This window comes from Jiulongibacter sediminis, assembly GCF_001306455.1.
Classification (GTDB): domain Bacteria; phylum Bacteroidota; class Bacteroidia; order Cytophagales; family Spirosomataceae; genus Jiulongibacter; species Jiulongibacter sediminis.
Genome location: NZ_LGTQ01000006.1, coordinates 871,289 through 888,928 on the forward strand (window position 1 = coordinate 871,289; position 17,640 = coordinate 888,928).

A 17,640-nucleotide genomic window follows, 5' to 3' on the forward strand; every position below is an offset into this window, starting at 1 on the left:
TTTATTTTGAGCCCGTTCACCAAAAAATGACTATCTTTACACATTAAAATAAAGCCCACTCGATGGGCTTTTTGTTGAACAAAACCAAGTTTATACTACAGTAACCCCTTTTCGTTTATGTCTGACGGATCACAACAGAATAAAGACTACGGAGCTAATAATATTCAGGTTCTTGAAGGTTTAGAAGCGGTAAGAAAAAGACCCGCAATGTATATCGGAGATGTCGGTGTTAAAGGCCTTCATCACCTGATTTGGGAGGTAGTCGATAACTCCATTGATGAGGCACTTGCTGGCCACTGCGATACTATCAATGTTACTATCAATGAAGATAACTCAATCACCGTAAAAGACAATGGCCGTGGTATCCCTACTGCCATGCACGATAAAGAGAAAAAGTCTGCTCTGGAGGTGGTAATGACCGTTCTCCATGCCGGCGGTAAATTTGATAAAGACACGTACAAAGTTTCCGGTGGGTTACACGGTGTGGGTGTTTCTTGTGTGAATGCCCTTTCTACCATGCTCCGTGCCGAGGTTCACCGTGAAGGGAAAATTTTCGAGCAGGAGTATTCAATAGGAAAGCCACTTTATCCGGTACGCGAAATTGGTACTACGGATTACCGTGGAACTATAATTCATTTCAAACCTGATACCAGTATTTTTATTGTTTCAGAATATAAGTATGAAACAGTAGCAAATCGTTTGAGAGAGCTTTCATTCCTGAATAAGGGAATCAAATTGATATTGACTGACCTGAGAAACAAAGACGATGATGGTAATCCTATTACGGATGAATTTTTGTCAGAAGGCGGTTTGGTTGAGTTTGTTGAATATATCGATCAGGCTCGTGAGCGTCTCATCCCGGCACCTATGTACATGGAAGGTGAGAAAGATGGCGTACCTGTTGAGGTTTCAATGATTTACAATGACTCTTATGCTGAGAACGTGTCGTCATTTGTAAACAATATCAATACCCACGAAGGCGGTACGCACGTTTCGGGTTTCAGAATGGCTTTGACACGTACCTTGAAGTCTTATGCTGATAAGTCGGGAATGCTGGCGAAAGAGAAAATTGAAATTTCAGGAGATGACTTCCGTGAAGGATTAACTGCTGTAATCTCGGTGAAGGTAGCTGAGCCTCAGTTTGAGGGTCAGACCAAAACTAAGCTGGGTAACTCAGAGGTTACCGCTGCTGTAAGTGGCTGTGTTCAGGAAATGCTTGAGAATTTCCTTGAAGAGAATCCGAAAGAGGCGAAAACGATTGTCGATAAAGTGGTCCTTGCAGCCAAGGCCCGTATTGCGGCACGCAAGGCCCGTGAAATGGTTCAGCGTAAAAATGTGCTTACAGGTACTGGTTTGCCGGGTAAATTGGCCGACTGTGCCAACTCGGATCCCGCAGAATGTGAAATTTATCTTGTTGAGGGTGACTCAGCTGGTGGATCTGCAAAGCAGGGGAGAGACAGAGCGTTTCAGGCGATTCTTCCATTGAGAGGTAAAATTTTGAACGTCGAAAAAGCTCAGACCTACAGGATCTATGAGAATGATGAAATAAAAAATATCATCACCGCCCTGGGTGTAAGAATGGGTAAAGATGGAGATGAAAAGGCTCTGGATCTTGAAAAACTTCGTTATCACAAAATCATCATCATGACTGATGCCGATATTGATGGTAGCCACATTCGTACTCTAATTCTTACCTTCTTCTATCGATTTATGAGAGAATTGGTAGAGTTAGGCTATTTATATATTGCACAGCCTCCGTTCTATTTGGTTAAGAAAGGAACAAAATCTGAGTATTGCTGGACAGAAGAGCAACGTGAGGCAGCAGTTCAACGATTGGCAGGTAATGGTAAACTTGACTCTGTTAACGTACAACGTTATAAAGGTTTGGGTGAAATGAACCCTGAACAGCTTTGGGAAACCACTATGGATCCTGATGGAAGAACACTAAAGCAGGTAACGATCGAGTCAGCTGCCGAGGCTGATCACCTATTCTCAATGCTCATGGGCGATGAGGTAGCTCCTCGCCGTGACTTTATTGAAAGAAATGCCAAATACGCCAAAGTAGACGTTTAAGTACTATTATTTTCTTCTTAAAGGAGCCCTTGTCAACCATGACGAGGGCTTTTTGTTTTATTAAGCTTTGTTAAAAAAAATTACGAAGATCGATTCCAAACTTTGAGAAAATTAAACGCAATACTCATGAACAGAATCACACTTCTTATTTTTTTACTACTGCCTGTAATCGGACTTGCTCAATCGAAATCACAACTTAATATTGGTCTCACCGGAGGATTGGATTGGGGTGGCGTTCATGGGTTTCGGGGCCATTCAGGTGTTAATATCGGGAAATTTGTTTCGGATGGTTTAGTCATTGGTGTTAGTTCAGAATTCTCAACCAGTGGTTACAAATCTTTAAGTGTTATGGGCCAATTTGGGTCAACCGGAGAAATTAATAACATTGACTTTGTCAGAAATTCCCAGACCAAAGTCTCTGTCTACTCAAAATACTATCTCACCGAAGGGAGGGTTATGCCATTTCTAATGGCCGAGGTAGGTGGTATGTTCCGGCGTCAGGCTGGATCTTATGACGGAGAGACTACACTTTCAAACAGCCTCTTCTCTCCTCATGTAGCTATTGGTGCCGGCGTGTCAACAATTCTGGGTAAAAAAAGGAACACCGCTTTAGAACTGTCATATTTGCTCGAGAATTCAGGCAGATATCCGACATTCAATCATGAATTTAACGGGAGGCCTGTGAAGGGGATAACAGGTCAACTCAATTTGGGCCTACAGTTTTTCTTAAAATAGGAGGCTTTTCTGCAAAAAAGCCTATTTTTACCTATATTAATACAAACTAAAAAACCTATTGAAATGAGTGATCAGAAACCTTGGTTAGATAAATATCCGGAGGGTGTCAATCATGAGATAAATCCTGAGGCTTACGCTAGTTTAATTGATTTGGTAGAGACAGGCTTTGCTGAGCATGCTGACGCCGAGGCTTACACTTTTATGGATAAAACCATTACGTTTAGTGAGCTTAATGAGCAAAGCGAACATTTTGCAGCGTATTTGCAAGGGCTTGGCCTTCAGCAGGGCGATAAAGTAGCTTTACAAATGCCAAACTGTATGCAATACCCAATTGCACTTTTTGGTGCGATAAGGGCAGGTTTGGTTGTTGTTAATACCAATCCGCTGTATACGCCACGTGAGATGAAACACCAGTTTAAAGACTCAGGGGCCAAAGCTATTATCATTGTAGCTAATTTTGCATTTAATCTTGATAAGGTCATTGCCGATACTGACATTAAACACGTTGTTGTAACCCAACTAGGTGACAGACTTGGTTTCCCAAAGAAACAGATTGTCAACTTTGTGGTAAAAACTGTCAAAAAGATGGTGCCATCTTACAGCCTCCAAGGTCATGTAAAGTTTAATGATGCTTTGCTTAAAGGGGCGTCGTTAACGTACACCAGACCTACTGTTAAAAATACTGATTTGGCTTTTATCCAATATACTGGAGGTACCACTGGTGTCTCTAAAGGTGCAGAGTTAAATCATAAAAATATCATAGCAAACGTAGAGGGAATAGCTCAATGGTTCAAGCCAAAAACCTCTGTTACCACAGACCTTTCTATACTTGGAGCTTTGCCTTTTTATCACATTTTTGCTCTGACGGTGAATGCACTCTCAGGTGTTAAAATGGGCTTTCATAACATCATGATTGCTAATCCGAGAGATCAGGCTTCTTTGATTAAGGATTTGAAAAAATATCCGGTTACAATTTTTCCCGGATTGAATACACTGTTTAATGCATTGGCCAATAATCCTGATTTTCAGGCTTTAGATTTCTCAAAGCTGAAAATAACCATTGCCGGAGGAATGGCTTTGCAAAAGTTTGTGGCTGACAATTGGGAGAAACTTACCGGTTGCCCGATTGTAGAGGGCTATGGTCTTTCTGAAACATCTCCTGTACTATCTGTGAATCCTGTGGATGGAACTCAGCAAATAGGTACCATCGGTATTCCTTTTCCGTCTACCATGATGAAAATTCTCAAGGAAGACGGTACCTGGGCTCAGCCAGGTGAAATAGGAGAGATATGTGCTAACGGTCCTCAGGTAATGAGAGGTTACTATAACCGCCCGGAGGAAACCGAAAAGGTGTTTATTGAGGACGAGACTGGTAAAAGGTATTTCAAAACCGGTGATATTGGTTTACAGCTGCCCGATGGGTTCTTTAAAATTGTTGATCGCAAGAAAGACATGATTCTTGTTTCAGGTTTCAATGTGTATCCAAATGAAATTGAGGATGTCATTGTGGACCATCCTGGTGTACTGGAGGTAGCCTGTATTGGCGTGCCTGATGAACGCTCCACTGAAGCCGTTAAAGTTTTTGTAGTGAAGAAAGATCAAAGTCTTACTGAGGATGAACTAAGAGCCTATGCCAAAGAGAACCTTACAGCTTATAAATGTCCTAAGCATATTGAGTTCAGAGATGAACTTCCTAAGACTAATGTTGGGAAGATTCTTAGGAGAGCTCTTAAGGAAGAAGAGGAGGCTAAATCAAAATAGAATTGAAGTCTTTAAGACTCTTAAACAAAATAAATACCCCGCAGAAACTTCCGCGGGGTATTCTTTTTTGTACAGTTTATATCAAGGTTTATTGTTTGATATCTCTTTTAATTAAAACGGTAATTGATACCGGTATTAATGCCTATATATCTTGGCCTAAAGGTGAAGCCCTGTGTTTTTTCTACACCGGAGGTCAATGTTTGCTGAACATTAGATCCGACAGAGACCTGCCAGTTTTCACCTACCATATAATTCATTTTAAGACTTCCTATTCCACTGACGTTAACAGCTTTGTATGCAGAATTTTTTGCTGTAAGCTTGCTTCCACCTTCCGGGATATTGTCCAGGACATTGTTGACTAAGAAATCAGCCGAAACGCCGGAGCTCAATGCTAATTCTAATTTTTGACTTACCGGGACATGAATAGCCATTTGCATCGGCAGCATCAGGTATTTATAGTCATTATCTACAAAACCGCTTGAAGAAATAATGGTATTATCAAAAGCGGTAATGTCTTGTCTGATATAATTTGACTCCAGGAAAGTTCTGACTTTACCAGTGTGCTCATTATAAGAATAGACATTACTCTCTACAAGCGATGTTCCTGACATATATCGAACTCCTCCTTGCCATGAGAAATGTTTGCCAATACGTTTTCCGTAATCAAAACCAAGATTTACCCCACTGCCTGATCTCACTGTACTGTAAGGTTGAGAAAGAGGAATGGCAAATGTTTCTCTTTTGATGGGATTTGGCTCCTGAATGTCACCAAGATTATTAAACTCAAAAGCATTTCTGGGAACATCATTTGAAGCCAGAGCTCTTTCGAAATTATTGATTTTGAAGTTGGGATCGAATGGGGACAAACCTGAAATGAGCCCAAACCACGAACGCTGTAAGAAGGTTTGGTTATTATCATTTTCGAATCTATCCGGGGTATTGTAAGGAAGTTTGGGACGTACCAATGTAAAGCTGTTGGCAAATTCATAAAATTCGATTCTTGCCAATGTCGACAAGGCGGCAATAGTTCCCTCTCTTAATATTCCTGATTCCTCAAAATCAGTATTGGTCATCTCATTAAAGTCCGACTCAGGTTCCGGTCTGTTTCTTAATTCCAACTCCTTTGTGTTGCTAAGAAACGAAGCTTCAGCCTTTTCTATTGAGGATAGGCTTTCTGATCGAGAAGCCTCATTATTTGATGAAAAGTCTAAACTTTCAGGTCCATAACCTTCTTTAGCAGTGCCTGATAATTCATTTTTTGACCTCAGTTGCGAAGAGCCAATTTCTCCGGAATTCTTTGCTGTTGGTGTTTTATCAAAAAGACCAGATTTATTCAAAACAGAGAAGCCTAAAACCATTAATAGAAGTGCTGCCAGGCCAGCTGCTGAATAGCGATTAAACCATAAAAAGAAGACTGGTTTTCTTCTTTCTTCTCTGTCCAATGCTGCTGCAATATTACCCCAAACCTGAGCTTCGGGCTGTTCTGAGGCGTTCTTGAAAGTTTCCTGAAAAGTCTTGTCAATAGAAAGATCAGCATCAAGCTTATGCTCGATTTTCTCCCAGAGCTCCATAGGAGGTTGCTCTTCTGCCTTTTGCAGAGTAGCTTTCCATTGGTTTTCTAAAGAGTTCTTATTCATTTTCTACTTCTACTTATATTCTTTCTGAGGATTTAACCTCTCTTTCTCTATTGCTAATTTTTCCTGAAGCAAACTTTTGGCTCTTGAGTACTGGGACTTCGAAGTACCTTCAGAAACACCAAGCATTTTTGCAATTTCGTGGTGTTTGTACCCTTCAATAGCATACAGGTTAAAAATGGTTCTACAGCCGTCGGGCAGTTCTCCAATCACCTCTAAAAGCTGTTGATAAGAAAGATTCTCCTGACCTTTATTATCGTAATGGAATTCCTCATCAATCATAAAATCACCTTCCAGTGATTGTGTAAGATTCCCAGCTTTTTTAAGAGCTTTCAAAGCGGTATTTACCACTATTTTTCTCAACCATGCCTCCAATGGACTGTCAAAACGAAAAGAATCCAGATGTCTGAATATCTTCACAAAGGCGTCTTGAAGCACATCTTTGGCCTTCTCCCTGTCATGCATATACCGCAGTGCTACTACAAATAATTTCCCTGAAAACATCTCATAGAGTTGTTTTTGGGCCGCTCTGTCGTTCTCAAGACAAGCTTCTATTATTTGTTTTTCAATGGGCATTATGACCGGAGAATCGGATTTGAGATCAGGTATGAAACTGATTACGCTTCCAAGTCTCCAAGGGAGGGTCGTTAATCAGGATACCGAAACTACTAAAATGGTTGGAATTAAGCCGAAAAAATATTCAATATGTCTTCCCGCAAATCATACTGATTTTTGAGTACCAAATGCTTCGGTAAAACAGCTGCCTGAATTCCATGCTTTAACATCAGAGCTTTACTTTTAAAGACCCTCTCTTCATCATAGTTTCCATTCTCAAAGAAAAGCTGGTGAAGCCTTGGGCCGCCTTCGACAATTAACGATCTGATATTGAGTTTATGTAATTCAGTAAGAACAAAATCTATCAGGTTAGTTCCATCCTCAATTTTTATAAAAGTCAGGTTCTCTTTATCAGGCCTGACCTTAAAAGTAAATACGAAAGTTTTGACCGAAAGGTCGAAGATATGGCTGTTATCTGGTATTGAACTATGACCTTCAATGATAACTCTAACTGGATTTTTGCCAGTCCACTTACGGGCCGTCAACGATGGATTATCTTTGAAAACCGTGTTTGATCCCACCATTATAGCGTCTTCTTCGGTTCGCCATTTATGGGAATGCATTTGGCTAATTTGACCACTTATAGGAAAAGGGCTTCCATCTGGATTTGCAACGAAACCATCTGCTGATTCTGCCCATTTAAGAATGACATAAGGTCTGTTTTGTTCAATAGAGGTGAAAAAACGCTTATTCAATTCGAGGCCTTTCTTCTCTAAAACTCCCGTAATAACTTCAATGCCAGCATCTTTTAGTTTCTGAATGCCTTTTCCATTGACTTGAGGAAAAGGATCTGTATTGCAAATGACCACTTTTTTGATTCTATGACTGATCAGAAGATCGGCACAGGGTGGCGTTTTGCCAAAGTGCGAGCAAGGTTCCAGAGTGACGTAGGCCGTGGATTCGCTCAATAAATCTTTGTTTTTAACGTCTTGGATGGCATTGACTTCTGCATGAGGACCTCCATATTTTTTATGCCAGCCTTCCCCTATGATTTGATCATTGTAGACAATTACACAACCGACCATAGGATTTGGACTCACAGAACCCTTTCCCAGAGCTGCCAGTTCTAGAGCCCGTTGCATGTACAGGAGATCATTCATTTATAAAGTCGCGATTTTTGCTTCAGCAATATCGACTTTATCCCAAACTTTTTGAAGTATATAAGGCTCGCTTTTGAGCCACTGTTGCAGTTCTTCTTCGCTCTCAAAGTCCATCAGCATCACGGAGCCATTCATATTTTGATTTTCATCGAGTAAGGCTGCAGATTTGACAAAATTGCCCTTGTCTTTAAGTTCTTTTGCTTTTTCAAGGTGATCGGGTCTGGCCTCCGTTCTTCTTTTTAAAGCATTTTTATCCTTAAAATCGTGTGCTGTAATGACGTATTGCGGCATATTATTTTATTAATTCTTTAACGTGATGAAACGATTCTTTGAACCTTGATTTTTCAGTGCGAATGGTATCGCAAAAAGACTGTAGTCTGATACTTAAAATCTCAAAATCTTCTTTGTCAATTTGTCCCAATTGGTGTCGGATAGTCCACAGAGCCAATGAGCCTTTCTTGCCAAAGTAGTTGAACCACCAGAATTTTCTTAATGATTGAAAAAAACTCAGAAGGTTATTTTTCTCGAGATAATAATAGTTATACGGCGTTAAAAAAACATCAGCCGAGCCAAAGCCCCGGGTAACATTTTTCAGCCGCTCCCAGGTCAATCGGTTTTCAGAAATATTATGTTGCGTTTTTATTTCGTTGCTGTAGTAAACTGAATAACCAAGAAGCCTGGCCGCCAGTGTGAGCTCAGAGTCTTCTCCGCCGGCTTGCTTATTGCCAATTCTACCGGTAAGCAGCGGTTGCCAGTTTAGTGCTTTAAGGTTTGAATAAATCTTTTTCCTAAGGGTCATTCCTGCTCCGTAAACAAGGCCATCTTGTGTAATGTTTTTGAGTTTATCAGTGTGAATAGGGCCCGTGGCAAATGCTAACTGATGAATCTCTTTTTTATACCAATCTGGAGGAGTAAAGTTAAAATAGCCAACCGAAGTACAGCCTAAAATATCAATTTGAGGTTTTTGAAACGTATTGAATTGGTATTCTATCCAGTTTTCAGGAACAAGGTTGTCGTCATCTACAAACGAAATGATGTCATATTGTGCGGCTTCTACTCCTGTAGTTCGTGCAAAACTCAGCCCGGCCCGAGGTTCATCAATAATTCTAAAAGGAGTGGTTTGACCTTTCCAGGCTTTTTGAGCCACTTTTGCAGTATTATCTGTCGAGTTATTATTGATCAGAATAATTTCCCACGGAATATTTCCGGATTTCTGTAAGGATAGATGTTGCAGCGTAAGACCAATTTTGTCTTCGCTATTATAACAGCATATTAAAATGCTAATTCCCTCCATTCAAGTGAATTTTATCTGAGCTTCAAAAGTACTAAAACTGAGCTAAGTGCATAGGCCCATCGGGCAGGAAAAGGGAGAGCTGCCAGAAATTGGCGTTTATTGTTTAAATGACTCTTTTGGAGTTTCAGAGTCCAATGGAGCAGAAGCTTGAATTTTTCAGTGAATGAGAATTCATGTTTTTCTAACAGATAACCCAAAACCTGAAAACCTTCAGAAAATTGTAGTCCCTCAGTTTCTGACTTAAACGATACATTTTGATTGTGCCTCCTGAACATGTTCAGCCTTTTTGAATCTCTGGCGAAAACTGTCTTTTCAGCGAACCCAATCCAGAACAGCCAATCACCGCAATATTTGTATTTCATCATCTGATCCAGTTTCTCCCATGGTATCAGTTCCTTTTTAAATAGACATGAGCTGGCGTTGTAGATAAAAGTGCCTTTCCCAAGTTCGTTTTTTAATAGCTCGAAGCCCGGTTTTTTGAAGCTGTTTTCGTGCTTTGGCTGATGAATGATTTCACCGTTCTCATCAATCCAGGATGAAGCAGAGAAAGATAAACCCACTTCCGGGTTTTCTTTAAAAACATTCAGATGTGTCTCAAGAAATCTCGGATCGGCAAGATCATCACTTTCAGCAATCCAAATGTATTTTCCATCGGCTTTTTCAAATCCTTTTGACCACTGAATAAAAGTGCTTCCTGAATTTTCCCGGTTGCTTTCAACTAACTTGATCTTCGGGCTATCAGAAAAACTTTTGATTACTTCAAGACTCTCATCCGTAGAAGCATCATCAAAAATAAGAAGTTCAAAATCCTGAAAGGATTGAGTAAGAATACTCTCTATTCTGCTTTTGAGGTATTGGGCGTGATTAAAATTGGGAAGTATGACACTGACTTCAGGCATCTAAAACCTTCTGCTTGTTGAATTGTTCGTAGACTTTATTTCTCCTATCTCCGCAATTTTCAAACTTATACTCCTGAAGGGTGATACCCTGTGAATTTTCAAGAAGCTTGTTGGCCAGGTCTTCATTCTCAATAAGCTGATTGACCTTACTTATAAACTCTTCAGGAGTGTCAGCGATCATACAGTTTTGGCTATCTTTCATTGGAAGTCCTTCTGCTCCGTCGCTGGTGCTAACAATCGGTACTTTCCATGAAATTCCTTCAAGAATTTTCATTCGCATTCCGCTGACAATACGGATGGGTACAATCAAGATAGCACCATCAAAAACATCAGACAGGTCATCAACGAAACCCAGGAACTCAATATTTTTTCGTGTAGCATGTAGTTTTTTGAAGGGTTCTGACCACTTTGAAACTACTTGAAATTGTACTTCAGGATGACTTGCTGAAATTTTGTCCCAAGCTGTTTCCAGGAACCAATTGACTCCGTCAAGGTTGGGGTAGTGGTTTTCAGGACCTAAGAAAACGATTTTGTTTTTGAACTTGAACGGACTGTTAAGCTCATGATTTTTGATGCTGATGGGGCTCGGTGAAGAGTACAGTAATTTTTTCTTCACACCTGCTTCTTCCAGATAAGTGACATCCTGATCGGAAACCGTAACTACTTTATCGTACTTATTGAGCAGGCTAATTTCAAGAGCCTTAGTGGCTTCTATGTGGTAAATATCACGATCAGACTTTTCACGTAAGGTGTCGTATTCCATTTGAAGACGTCGATACCGAATCTCATGATGGATAAAAATCTTGGGGATATCTGCTTTTATGGTATTAACCAATCCAGCGAAATCTATAAACTCTACCTGAAGTAAATCGTATTGATTTTCTTCAAGTTCCTGATTGATCATTTCGATGAGTCCCGGATAATGACAGCGGCTTAGGTCATTGATAGCCAAATGAGTTTTCGGGTAGAAATAATCAGGAGTTGTACCGGTAAATCGTTGCTTCAGAGCAAGACCCGTTTTAAAAAACTTAAGTGCAAATGATTCCGGCTTGTTGGCAGGAGTCGTTAAGATTTTGACATTTGGCCATAGCTCCTGTAACTTTTGTTTTCTTTCTTCAGAAACGTTCGGGCAGATAAAGGTTATCTCATGAAACTTTCTGGAATATTCTATCAGATTGAAAGTTCCGGCACTTCCGCCGCTATCAATTGGATAAGGAAAAACAATAGAAACAATCGCAATTTTCATAGGCCTGTCCTTTGGGATTCAAACAAAGGTTGGATATTTAGGAAGAACACGCTTTAGTCGTACTCAAAACACCCAAAGTTACATTTTCTGATAGATTTTGCCTAATTCCATTTTTTTGAGATCAGGCAAAATCTACCAGAGTGTATTTTAAGCCATTTCGGCTGTTTTACTCATGCGTTTACGCTCGTTTTCGTCGAGGTAAATTTTACGCATTCTGAGTGATTTTGGAGTAATTTCCAGGTACTCATCTTTCTGGATATACTCCATACATTCTTCAAGTGAGAACTGAATTTTAGGTGCAATCTTAGTATTATCATCAGAACCTGAAGCACGCATGTTTGTCAGCTTCTTAGAGGTTTGAAGGTTTACCACAATATCATTCTGACGATTATGCTCACCCACTACCATACCCGTGTAGATTTCTTCGCCCGGATCCACAAAGAATTTACCTCTGTCCTGAAGTTTATCAAGTGAGTAAGCAATTGCTGGTCCTGTACCCATTGAGATTAATGAACCATTGATTCTTCCCGGGATAGAACCTTTGAAAGGCTTATACTCTTTGAAACGGTGGTTCATGATGGCTTCACCTTGGGTCGCTGTTAAAACGTTGTTTCTCAAGCCAATCAGACCTCTTGATGGAATTTCAAACTCAAGGTGTTGAAGGTCGCCTTTGGGCTCCATAATCAACATTTCACCTTTTCTTTGAGTAACTAATTCAATTACCTTACCGGCAGTTTCTTCAGGAACATCTACTACAAGTGATTCAATTGGCTCAAGTTTTTCTCCATTTTCACCTTCTTTGAAAATTACTTGAGGCTGACCTACCATTAACTCGTAACCCTCACGACGCATCGTTTCTATCAATACAGAAAGGTGAAGGATACCACGACCAAATACAATGAATTTATCTTCAGAGTCACCCTGCTCTACTTTCAAAGCCAGGTTTTTCTCAGTTTCCTTAATCAAGCGATCACGAACATGGCGAGATGTAACGAATTTGCCTTCCTGACCAAAGAATGGAGAGTTATTGATAGTGAAGAGCATGTTCATGGTAGGCTCATCAATAGCGATTCTTGGTAGGGCTTCAGGCTTTTCAGCATCAGCAATGGTATCACCAATTTCAAAGTCTTCTATACCTGTTACAGCACAAAGTTCACCAGAGTGTACTTCAGCCACTTTATTTTTACCCAGCCCTTCAAAAACATGAAGTTCTTTAATTCTGTTTCTTTTAAAGCTGCCGTCTGCTTTGCAGAGCATTACCGACTGTCCTTCTTTCAGACTACCTCTTTTTACACGGCCGATGGCAATTCTACCCACAAAAGAAGAGTAGTCCAACGAGGTGATCTGCATTTGAGAAGTCCCTTCCTCTACTTTTGAGGCTGGAATGTGCTCAATGATAGCATCCAGCAAAGGAGTTATATTGTCAGTTGGCTTTTGCCAATCTTCGCTCATCCAGCCTTGTTTTGATGAACCATAAAGCGTAGGAAAATCTAACTGATCATCGTTAGCTTCAAGGTTAAACATCAAATCAAACACCATCTCATGTACTTCGTCAGGGCGACAATTCTCTTTGTCTACCTTGTTTACCACAACGATAGGCTTCAGACCTAAGGAAAGGGCTTTGCCCAAAACGAAGCGGGTCTGAGGCATAGGGCCTTCGAAGGCATCAACCAAAAGAATAACACCGTCAGCCATTTTCAGCACACGCTCTACTTCACCACCAAAATCGGCGTGACCAGGTGTGTCGATAATGTTGATTTTAGTATTTCCATAACGTACAGATACGTTTTTAGAAACAATGGTAATTCCACGCTCACGTTCCAGATCGTTATTGTCCAGAATCAAATCCTGAAATTCCTGATTCTCTCTGAAGATCTTTGAGGCATGAATAATTTTGTCAACCAATGTTGTTTTACCGTGGTCAACGTGAGCTATAATAGCGATGTTTCTGATGTCTTGCATAAAGGCATTTTAAAAAGTCCGCAAAATTAGACATTTCTAAGATGAACAGCTGCCTGCCCCTAAGAATATTTTGTTTATCACTACATCCGATTGGTTTTTCTTGGATGAGTGCAATTTTAGCCTTCGGCTCATGCTAAAAGTTTGATTATCAAATAAAAAAAAGACCGGCATAGCCGGCCTTTCCATTTAACTTAAACCCTTGAATCATCAATTCAAGCTCATTAATTCCAAAAGTTCTTTGTCGTGGTGTTGTCTTATTTCACAGTGATTGTCAAATATCATGGTATTGCCATTGCTTTCATTATAAGAAGGCCAATGGGGTAATCCGCTATGATTTGGATTGCCGGTTTTAGCGAACTGAACCCACGCTTTACTCACTTTATCGGCCAGAATATGGGCCCCAAACCCGCCCCCGGTCATTTCTTTACATCTGTCAATATTGTTGAAAACAAAAGGCAGCTCTATACAGTGCATGGCCTTGTATTTACCATTCATGTAGGGTGACTGCCAGGTGAAAAGGTACATAAAGGTGTCAGCTCCACCCTTTACAGAAGATTTCTTATTCGCTTGAGCCACAGATCCGGGACGAAACGTGAAGTCAGCATCGATAAGGTCAGATGGCATATTAACAGTAGGATACGCTTTTTTTACAGCGGAAAGATAGGCGTCAGCTTTGTCTCCATAAGTTTTTTTGATATGAGCCATTATTTCTGCTTCAGATGCAAGAGTCAGACCGTTTCTCATACTTGGAATAAACTCATTTTTAACGGTACCAATCATGAGAGGGATGTCTTTTGAAAGTTGTAAAGCCTCCTCAGAGTTAACTTGGTAAGGTAGTACATTGCCATCTACACTAGGTCCCCAATTCAGGCCAAAAGCACTGGTAGGAGCTCTACCTTCTTCTTTCATTTTATCAGAAACAGTTCTCAGAGCTTTTTGGCCGGCGGCAGCTAATTGGTCAAAAGGTACTTTCTGAATCTTGTCAACTTCAGAAGGCGAAATGCCAAGTTCCTTCAAGACTTCGGCACCTATCATTTGAGTGTCTTTTTGCTCTAGAATACCACTTCTCATGGCTCCGGACTGGTTGATCGCTTTATGAAACATGCCATGAGCTGCCGGCATAGCCATCAAAGTATTCACCTTAGCACCACCTCCAGACTGACCGAAAATAGTCACGTTGCCTGGGTCACCTCCGAAGTTCCCTATATTATCTTGCACCCATTTAAGAGCCATTTGCATATCCAGAATACTATTATTCGCAGATGTTGCATATTTTTCGCCGTAGGCGGAAAGGTCAAGAAAGCCAAGAATATTCAAACGGTGATTGATGGAAACAACAACAACGTCTCCGGTTTTGGCCAGGTTTTCACCATCATACGAGGGGAGCTCCTGAGAAGAACCCGCGGTAAAACCACCTCCGTGAATCCAGAACATTACGGGGCGTTTTTTGCCATCATTGATTCCCGGAGTCCAAACGTTTAAAACCTGATTATGCTCGTTCGGGTAGCCCCAATCGTGATTGAAGAAAAACTCGATTTCATCATTGACAGAGGTAGTAGGGTTAAGCAATGGTGCCACCGGACCATAAGTAAGCGAGCTTCTTACACCCTCCCAGGCTTCTACCGGTTTTGGAGTTTCAAAGCGGTCGGCGTGGGCGTAAGGGATACCTTTATAGGTAACTATATTATTATGAATATACCCTCTAACTTTACCTTTTGAAGTTGAGGTTACTGCTACATTCTCACCGGATTGTATCTGGGCTGAGGCCCAAATACAAGCAGTGAGCATCGTCAGGGTTAAGGTTACTCGTCTTAAGTTCATTATTTTTCTATAGGTTGATTTAAATTTTATTTTGAGGCGTTTCCGTAGGCTCTGTCATGGAAATGGTATCTCGCTTCTACTTGAGATTCCTCTGGTTTACTTTCTACATCGATGTTCATGTATTCAGGGGTATTGTCACCTTTTTGCATGGCGTTCCACTGTGGTACACCCTCGCCATTCGGATTTCCGCTTTTGATGAAATTGGCGAAGAAATTAAACATGGTTTTAGAGACTTTATAATCATCAGCTCCCCAGGCGTATTCCTTTACAAGATCAAGGTTGCCCATAGCATATTCAATTTCACAGGCATGAGGAGCTCCAACCGCTTTTGGAGCCGGCGGTGCGTTTTCTGCTCTTACTGTTCCACCAGCTAAGCCCGGCACAAAGCCAGCCTCTTTCAAAGGAGGACGAAGCTTGCTGTACAAATAGCGGTAAACAGGCTGATTGCTATTGTTTTTATGAAGATCAAGCCATTTCCAGGTGCTGTAAGAAATGAATCTATCAGCAGCCAACATGGTGGCAGAATACTCCACTTCTTCAGGGGTACTGTGAGGATGAAGTTTAAGAACCTCTTCAAAATCATTCGGATAAATTTGCTTTGTTTTAGCAATGAAGGCCTCGGTTGTATAGGGTTGACCCTGCATGTAGGCCACCCCTGGTATTTCCGCCGAATTCCATCCAGCCAATAAAGGAACCATTGATTGCTCCTGACTTTCAAAGATTTCGGTCAAAGATTTAGGAAGAAAGTGCCCATCAATGACTAACGGGAAACCAAAGCGGCCGGAACCAGTATAGGCTTCATATAATTCTGCGGTGCTCATTTTTCTCATTTCTGCGATGCTGCCTAAGCCAGCCTTTTCCACAAACTCCTGACCATTTTTTTCGGCTTCAGCCAATGTAACCGGTGCCATAGTTGGAGGGATGGCCGCACCACTTTCTCCGATTGCCCCGGCGATTAAACCTTTGGTCAATGGAGATGCCATTTGAGTACTTACGCCTATTGAACCTGCTGATTCACCGGCGATGGTTACTTTCGAAGGGTCGCCACCAAAACTCTCAATATTCTTTTGAACCCATTTTAATGCTTCTAATTGGTCAAGAGACCCGTAGTTGCCAGAGGCCTTTTGCGGTGATTCTTTTGATAAATCGGGGTGTGCCAAATTGCCGAAAAGATTCAGACGGTAATTTGTAGTAACCACCACAATGCCTTGTTGAGCCATGGCCTCGCCATCATAACGAGGTTCGGAGGCATCACCTGCTACGTTTCCTCCTCCATAAAAATAGACGAGAACGGGCAGGCCTTTGGTGTCTCTTTTCACGGGTGTCCACACATTAAGGTAAAGACAGTCTTCACTTACTCCATTTGATCTGGAGTTCATGTCACCAAAAACTAGTCTTTGCACAGGTCTTGGGCCAAACTCTTTAGTGATTTTGACACCTGTCCAGTTTTTGACCGGCTGTGGAGCTTTCCATCTTAATTCTCCAAGAGGCGGTTGTGCAAACGGAATTCCGAAATATTTTTGAACACCCGTTTTGGTGTCATAATTACCTTCAATGGTTCCGTTTTCAATGCTCACCTGAACCGGGAAGCCGTTTTTATTCTGTGCCATAAGGGCGGAAGTAAAGGCGGTAAGAATAAAAGCCGTTACTTTTAATTTTTGTAATTTCATTTGGGAAAATATCTATTGTCTCAATATGGTACAATAATAAATTGTTCTCTAAAAAAATCCTATTATTTTGCAGAAAAATTCAAAAGGGTGGGGCAAATAGGCGATCAAACTTTTCTTAATAATCTGGCATACGATTCGGTCATTTTTGGCTTTTCGGGAGATTCCTTGAAGATTCTGGTGATGGAATATCACAACACAGGACTTTTTGCCCTTCCCGGTGGATTTATCAATCTGGAAGAAGACCTTGACAAGGCCGTAAAACGCGGGCTGAAAGAAAGGACGGGACTTGAGAATATATATCTGGAGCAGTTTTACACATTTGGTAATGCCAAAAGAAACCGGACGGGTGAAATGGAGACAATTCTAAAGGCTAACCATATGGAGATTGAAACGCTTCGTTGGATTTTAGACCGAATGGTTTCTGTTGCCTATTATGCTTTGATTAATATTGAGGAGGTTACACCGGCACCAGATTCTCTTTCTGATTCCTGCACCTGGTATGAAATTGACAATCTGCCTCCCTTAATTCAGGATCATACCCAAATTGTTGAGAAGGCTTTGGAGGTTTTAAAACAGAATCTGGATAGAAAGCTGGAAGGTGTTAATCTTTTACCTGAAAAGTTTACCATGAACCAGCTTCAGAAAGTATATGAGGCTATAATGGGTGAAAAGCTGCACCGTGGAGCTTTTCAGAGGAAAATGCTTAGCCTTGGAAGTCTGGTAAGACACGAAAAACAATTTTCAGGTGCCGCACATAAGGCTCCATATCTCTACAGTTTCAAAAGTTAAAAACCCGTCTGAAAAGTATTAAGAAATACTTTTCAGACGAG

At 40.9% G+C, this 17,640-nt stretch carries 14 protein-coding genes; 4 read left to right on the forward strand and 10 right to left on the reverse strand.

The window, feature by feature from the left end:
- The first annotated feature begins 117 nt into the window (after positions 1–117).
- The 3 genes from gyrB (at position 118) to AFM12_RS09665 (ending at position 4,569) form a co-directional block, all read left to right on the forward strand.
- Positions 118–2,073, forward strand: a complete 1,956-nt coding sequence (gene gyrB / locus AFM12_RS09655; protein ID WP_055147241.1) for a DNA topoisomerase (ATP-hydrolyzing) subunit B — start codon at positions 118–120, stop codon at positions 2,071–2,073.
- Positions 2,074–2,199: 126 nt separating this feature from the next.
- Positions 2,200–2,808, forward strand: coding sequence for a hypothetical protein (locus AFM12_RS09660; protein ID WP_055147244.1), 609 nt, complete (start codon positions 2,200–2,202; stop codon positions 2,806–2,808).
- 63 nt (positions 2,809–2,871) lie between these two features.
- A complete protein-coding gene (locus tag AFM12_RS09665) occupies positions 2,872–4,569 on the forward strand; it encodes an AMP-binding protein (RefSeq protein ID WP_055147247.1) in 1,698 nt (565 codons plus the stop codon).
- 107 nt (positions 4,570–4,676) lie between these two features.
- Here the strand turns inward: AFM12_RS09665 and AFM12_RS09670 are convergent, their stop codons facing one another.
- From AFM12_RS09670 to AFM12_RS09715, 10 genes are all read right to left on the reverse strand, one after another.
- Positions 4,677–6,206 carry a hypothetical protein gene (locus tag AFM12_RS09670; RefSeq protein ID WP_055147249.1) on the reverse strand — a complete coding sequence of 510 codons (1,530 nt, stop codon included), beginning with the start codon at positions 6,204–6,206 and terminating at the stop codon, positions 4,677–4,679.
- A 9-nt stretch (positions 6,207–6,215) separates the two neighbouring features.
- Entirely contained in the window at positions 6,216–6,779 is a 564-nt protein-coding gene (locus AFM12_RS09675; protein ID WP_055147252.1) for an RNA polymerase sigma factor, read from the reverse strand.
- 107 nt (positions 6,780–6,886) lie between these two features.
- Positions 6,887–7,918, reverse strand: coding sequence for a bifunctional diaminohydroxyphosphoribosylaminopyrimidine deaminase/5-amino-6-(5-phosphoribosylamino)uracil reductase RibD (gene ribD / locus AFM12_RS09680; protein WP_055147255.1), 1,032 nt, complete (start codon positions 7,916–7,918; stop codon positions 6,887–6,889).
- Complete coding sequence (locus AFM12_RS09685; RefSeq protein WP_055147258.1) at positions 7,919–8,209, reverse strand: YciI family protein; 291 nt, start codon at positions 8,207–8,209, stop codon at positions 7,919–7,921.
- A gap of 1 nt (position 8,210) precedes the next feature.
- Positions 8,211–9,212 (reverse strand): glycosyltransferase, encoded by a 1,002-nt coding sequence (locus AFM12_RS09690; RefSeq protein WP_055147261.1) that lies wholly within the window; start codon positions 9,210–9,212, stop codon positions 8,211–8,213.
- 11 nt (positions 9,213–9,223) lie between these two features.
- Positions 9,224–10,111: a glycosyltransferase family 2 protein gene (locus AFM12_RS09695; protein ID WP_055147264.1), complete on the reverse strand. Its 888-nt coding sequence runs from the start codon at positions 10,109–10,111 to the stop codon at positions 9,224–9,226.
- A complete protein-coding gene (locus AFM12_RS09700; protein WP_055147267.1) occupies positions 10,104–11,357 on the reverse strand; it encodes a glycosyltransferase family 4 protein in 1,254 nt (417 codons plus the stop codon). The genes AFM12_RS09695 and AFM12_RS09700 overlap by 8 nt, the downstream gene beginning before the upstream one ends.
- Positions 11,358–11,504: 147 nt before the next feature.
- Positions 11,505–13,319 (reverse strand): translational GTPase TypA, encoded by a 1,815-nt coding sequence (gene typA, locus AFM12_RS09705; RefSeq protein WP_055147270.1) that lies wholly within the window; start codon positions 13,317–13,319, stop codon positions 11,505–11,507.
- Between the two features lie 207 nt (positions 13,320–13,526).
- The gene (locus AFM12_RS09710) at positions 13,527–15,140 is read right to left on the reverse strand and encodes a carboxylesterase/lipase family protein (RefSeq protein WP_055147273.1); all 1,614 of its coding nucleotides are present in this window, start codon (positions 15,138–15,140) and stop codon (positions 13,527–13,529) included.
- Between the two features lie 26 nt (positions 15,141–15,166).
- Positions 15,167–16,810, reverse strand: a complete 1,644-nt coding sequence (locus tag AFM12_RS09715) for a carboxylesterase/lipase family protein (RefSeq protein WP_055147276.1) — start codon at positions 16,808–16,810, stop codon at positions 15,167–15,169.
- Between the two features lie 87 nt (positions 16,811–16,897).
- Between AFM12_RS09715 and AFM12_RS09720 the strand changes: the two genes are divergently transcribed.
- The gene (locus tag AFM12_RS09720) at positions 16,898–17,599 is read left to right on the forward strand and encodes an NUDIX hydrolase (protein WP_082391285.1); all 702 of its coding nucleotides are present in this window, start codon (positions 16,898–16,900) and stop codon (positions 17,597–17,599) included.
- The last annotated feature ends 41 nt before the right edge of the window (positions 17,600–17,640 follow it).

What these genes read in the sequence shown, in the direction of transcription:
- gyrB (WP_055147241.1), top strand. Translation starts at nt 118, where the DNA reads ATGTCTGACGGATCACAACAGAATAAAGACTACGGAGCTAATAATATT.
- AFM12_RS09660 (WP_055147244.1), top strand. Translation starts at nt 2,200, where the DNA reads ATGAACAGAATCACACTTCTTATTTTTTTACTACTGCCTGTAATCGGA.
- AFM12_RS09665 (WP_055147247.1), top strand. Translation starts at nt 2,872, where the DNA reads ATGAGTGATCAGAAACCTTGGTTAGATAAATATCCGGAGGGTGTCAAT.
- AFM12_RS09670 (WP_055147249.1), bottom strand. Translation starts at nt 6,206, where the DNA reads ATGAATAAGAACTCTTTAGAAAACCAATGGAAAGCTACTCTGCAAAAG.
- AFM12_RS09675 (WP_055147252.1), bottom strand. Translation starts at nt 6,779, where the DNA reads ATGCCCATTGAAAAACAAATAATAGAAGCTTGTCTTGAGAACGACAGA.
- ribD (WP_055147255.1), bottom strand. Translation starts at nt 7,918, where the DNA reads ATGAATGATCTCCTGTACATGCAACGGGCTCTAGAACTGGCAGCTCTG.
- AFM12_RS09685 (WP_055147258.1), bottom strand. Translation starts at nt 8,209, where the DNA reads ATGCCGCAATACGTCATTACAGCACACGATTTTAAGGATAAAAATGCT.
- AFM12_RS09690 (WP_055147261.1), bottom strand. Translation starts at nt 9,212, where the DNA reads ATGGAGGGAATTAGCATTTTAATATGCTGTTATAATAGCGAAGACAAA.
- AFM12_RS09695 (WP_055147264.1), bottom strand. Translation starts at nt 10,111, where the DNA reads ATGCCTGAAGTCAGTGTCATACTTCCCAATTTTAATCACGCCCAATAC.
- AFM12_RS09700 (WP_055147267.1), bottom strand. Translation starts at nt 11,357, where the DNA reads ATGAAAATTGCGATTGTTTCTATTGTTTTTCCTTATCCAATTGATAGC.
- typA (WP_055147270.1), bottom strand. Translation starts at nt 13,319, where the DNA reads ATGCAAGACATCAGAAACATCGCTATTATAGCTCACGTTGACCACGGT.
- AFM12_RS09710 (WP_055147273.1), bottom strand. Translation starts at nt 15,140, where the DNA reads ATGAACTTAAGACGAGTAACCTTAACCCTGACGATGCTCACTGCTTGT.
- AFM12_RS09715 (WP_055147276.1), bottom strand. Translation starts at nt 16,810, where the DNA reads ATGAAATTACAAAAATTAAAAGTAACGGCTTTTATTCTTACCGCCTTT.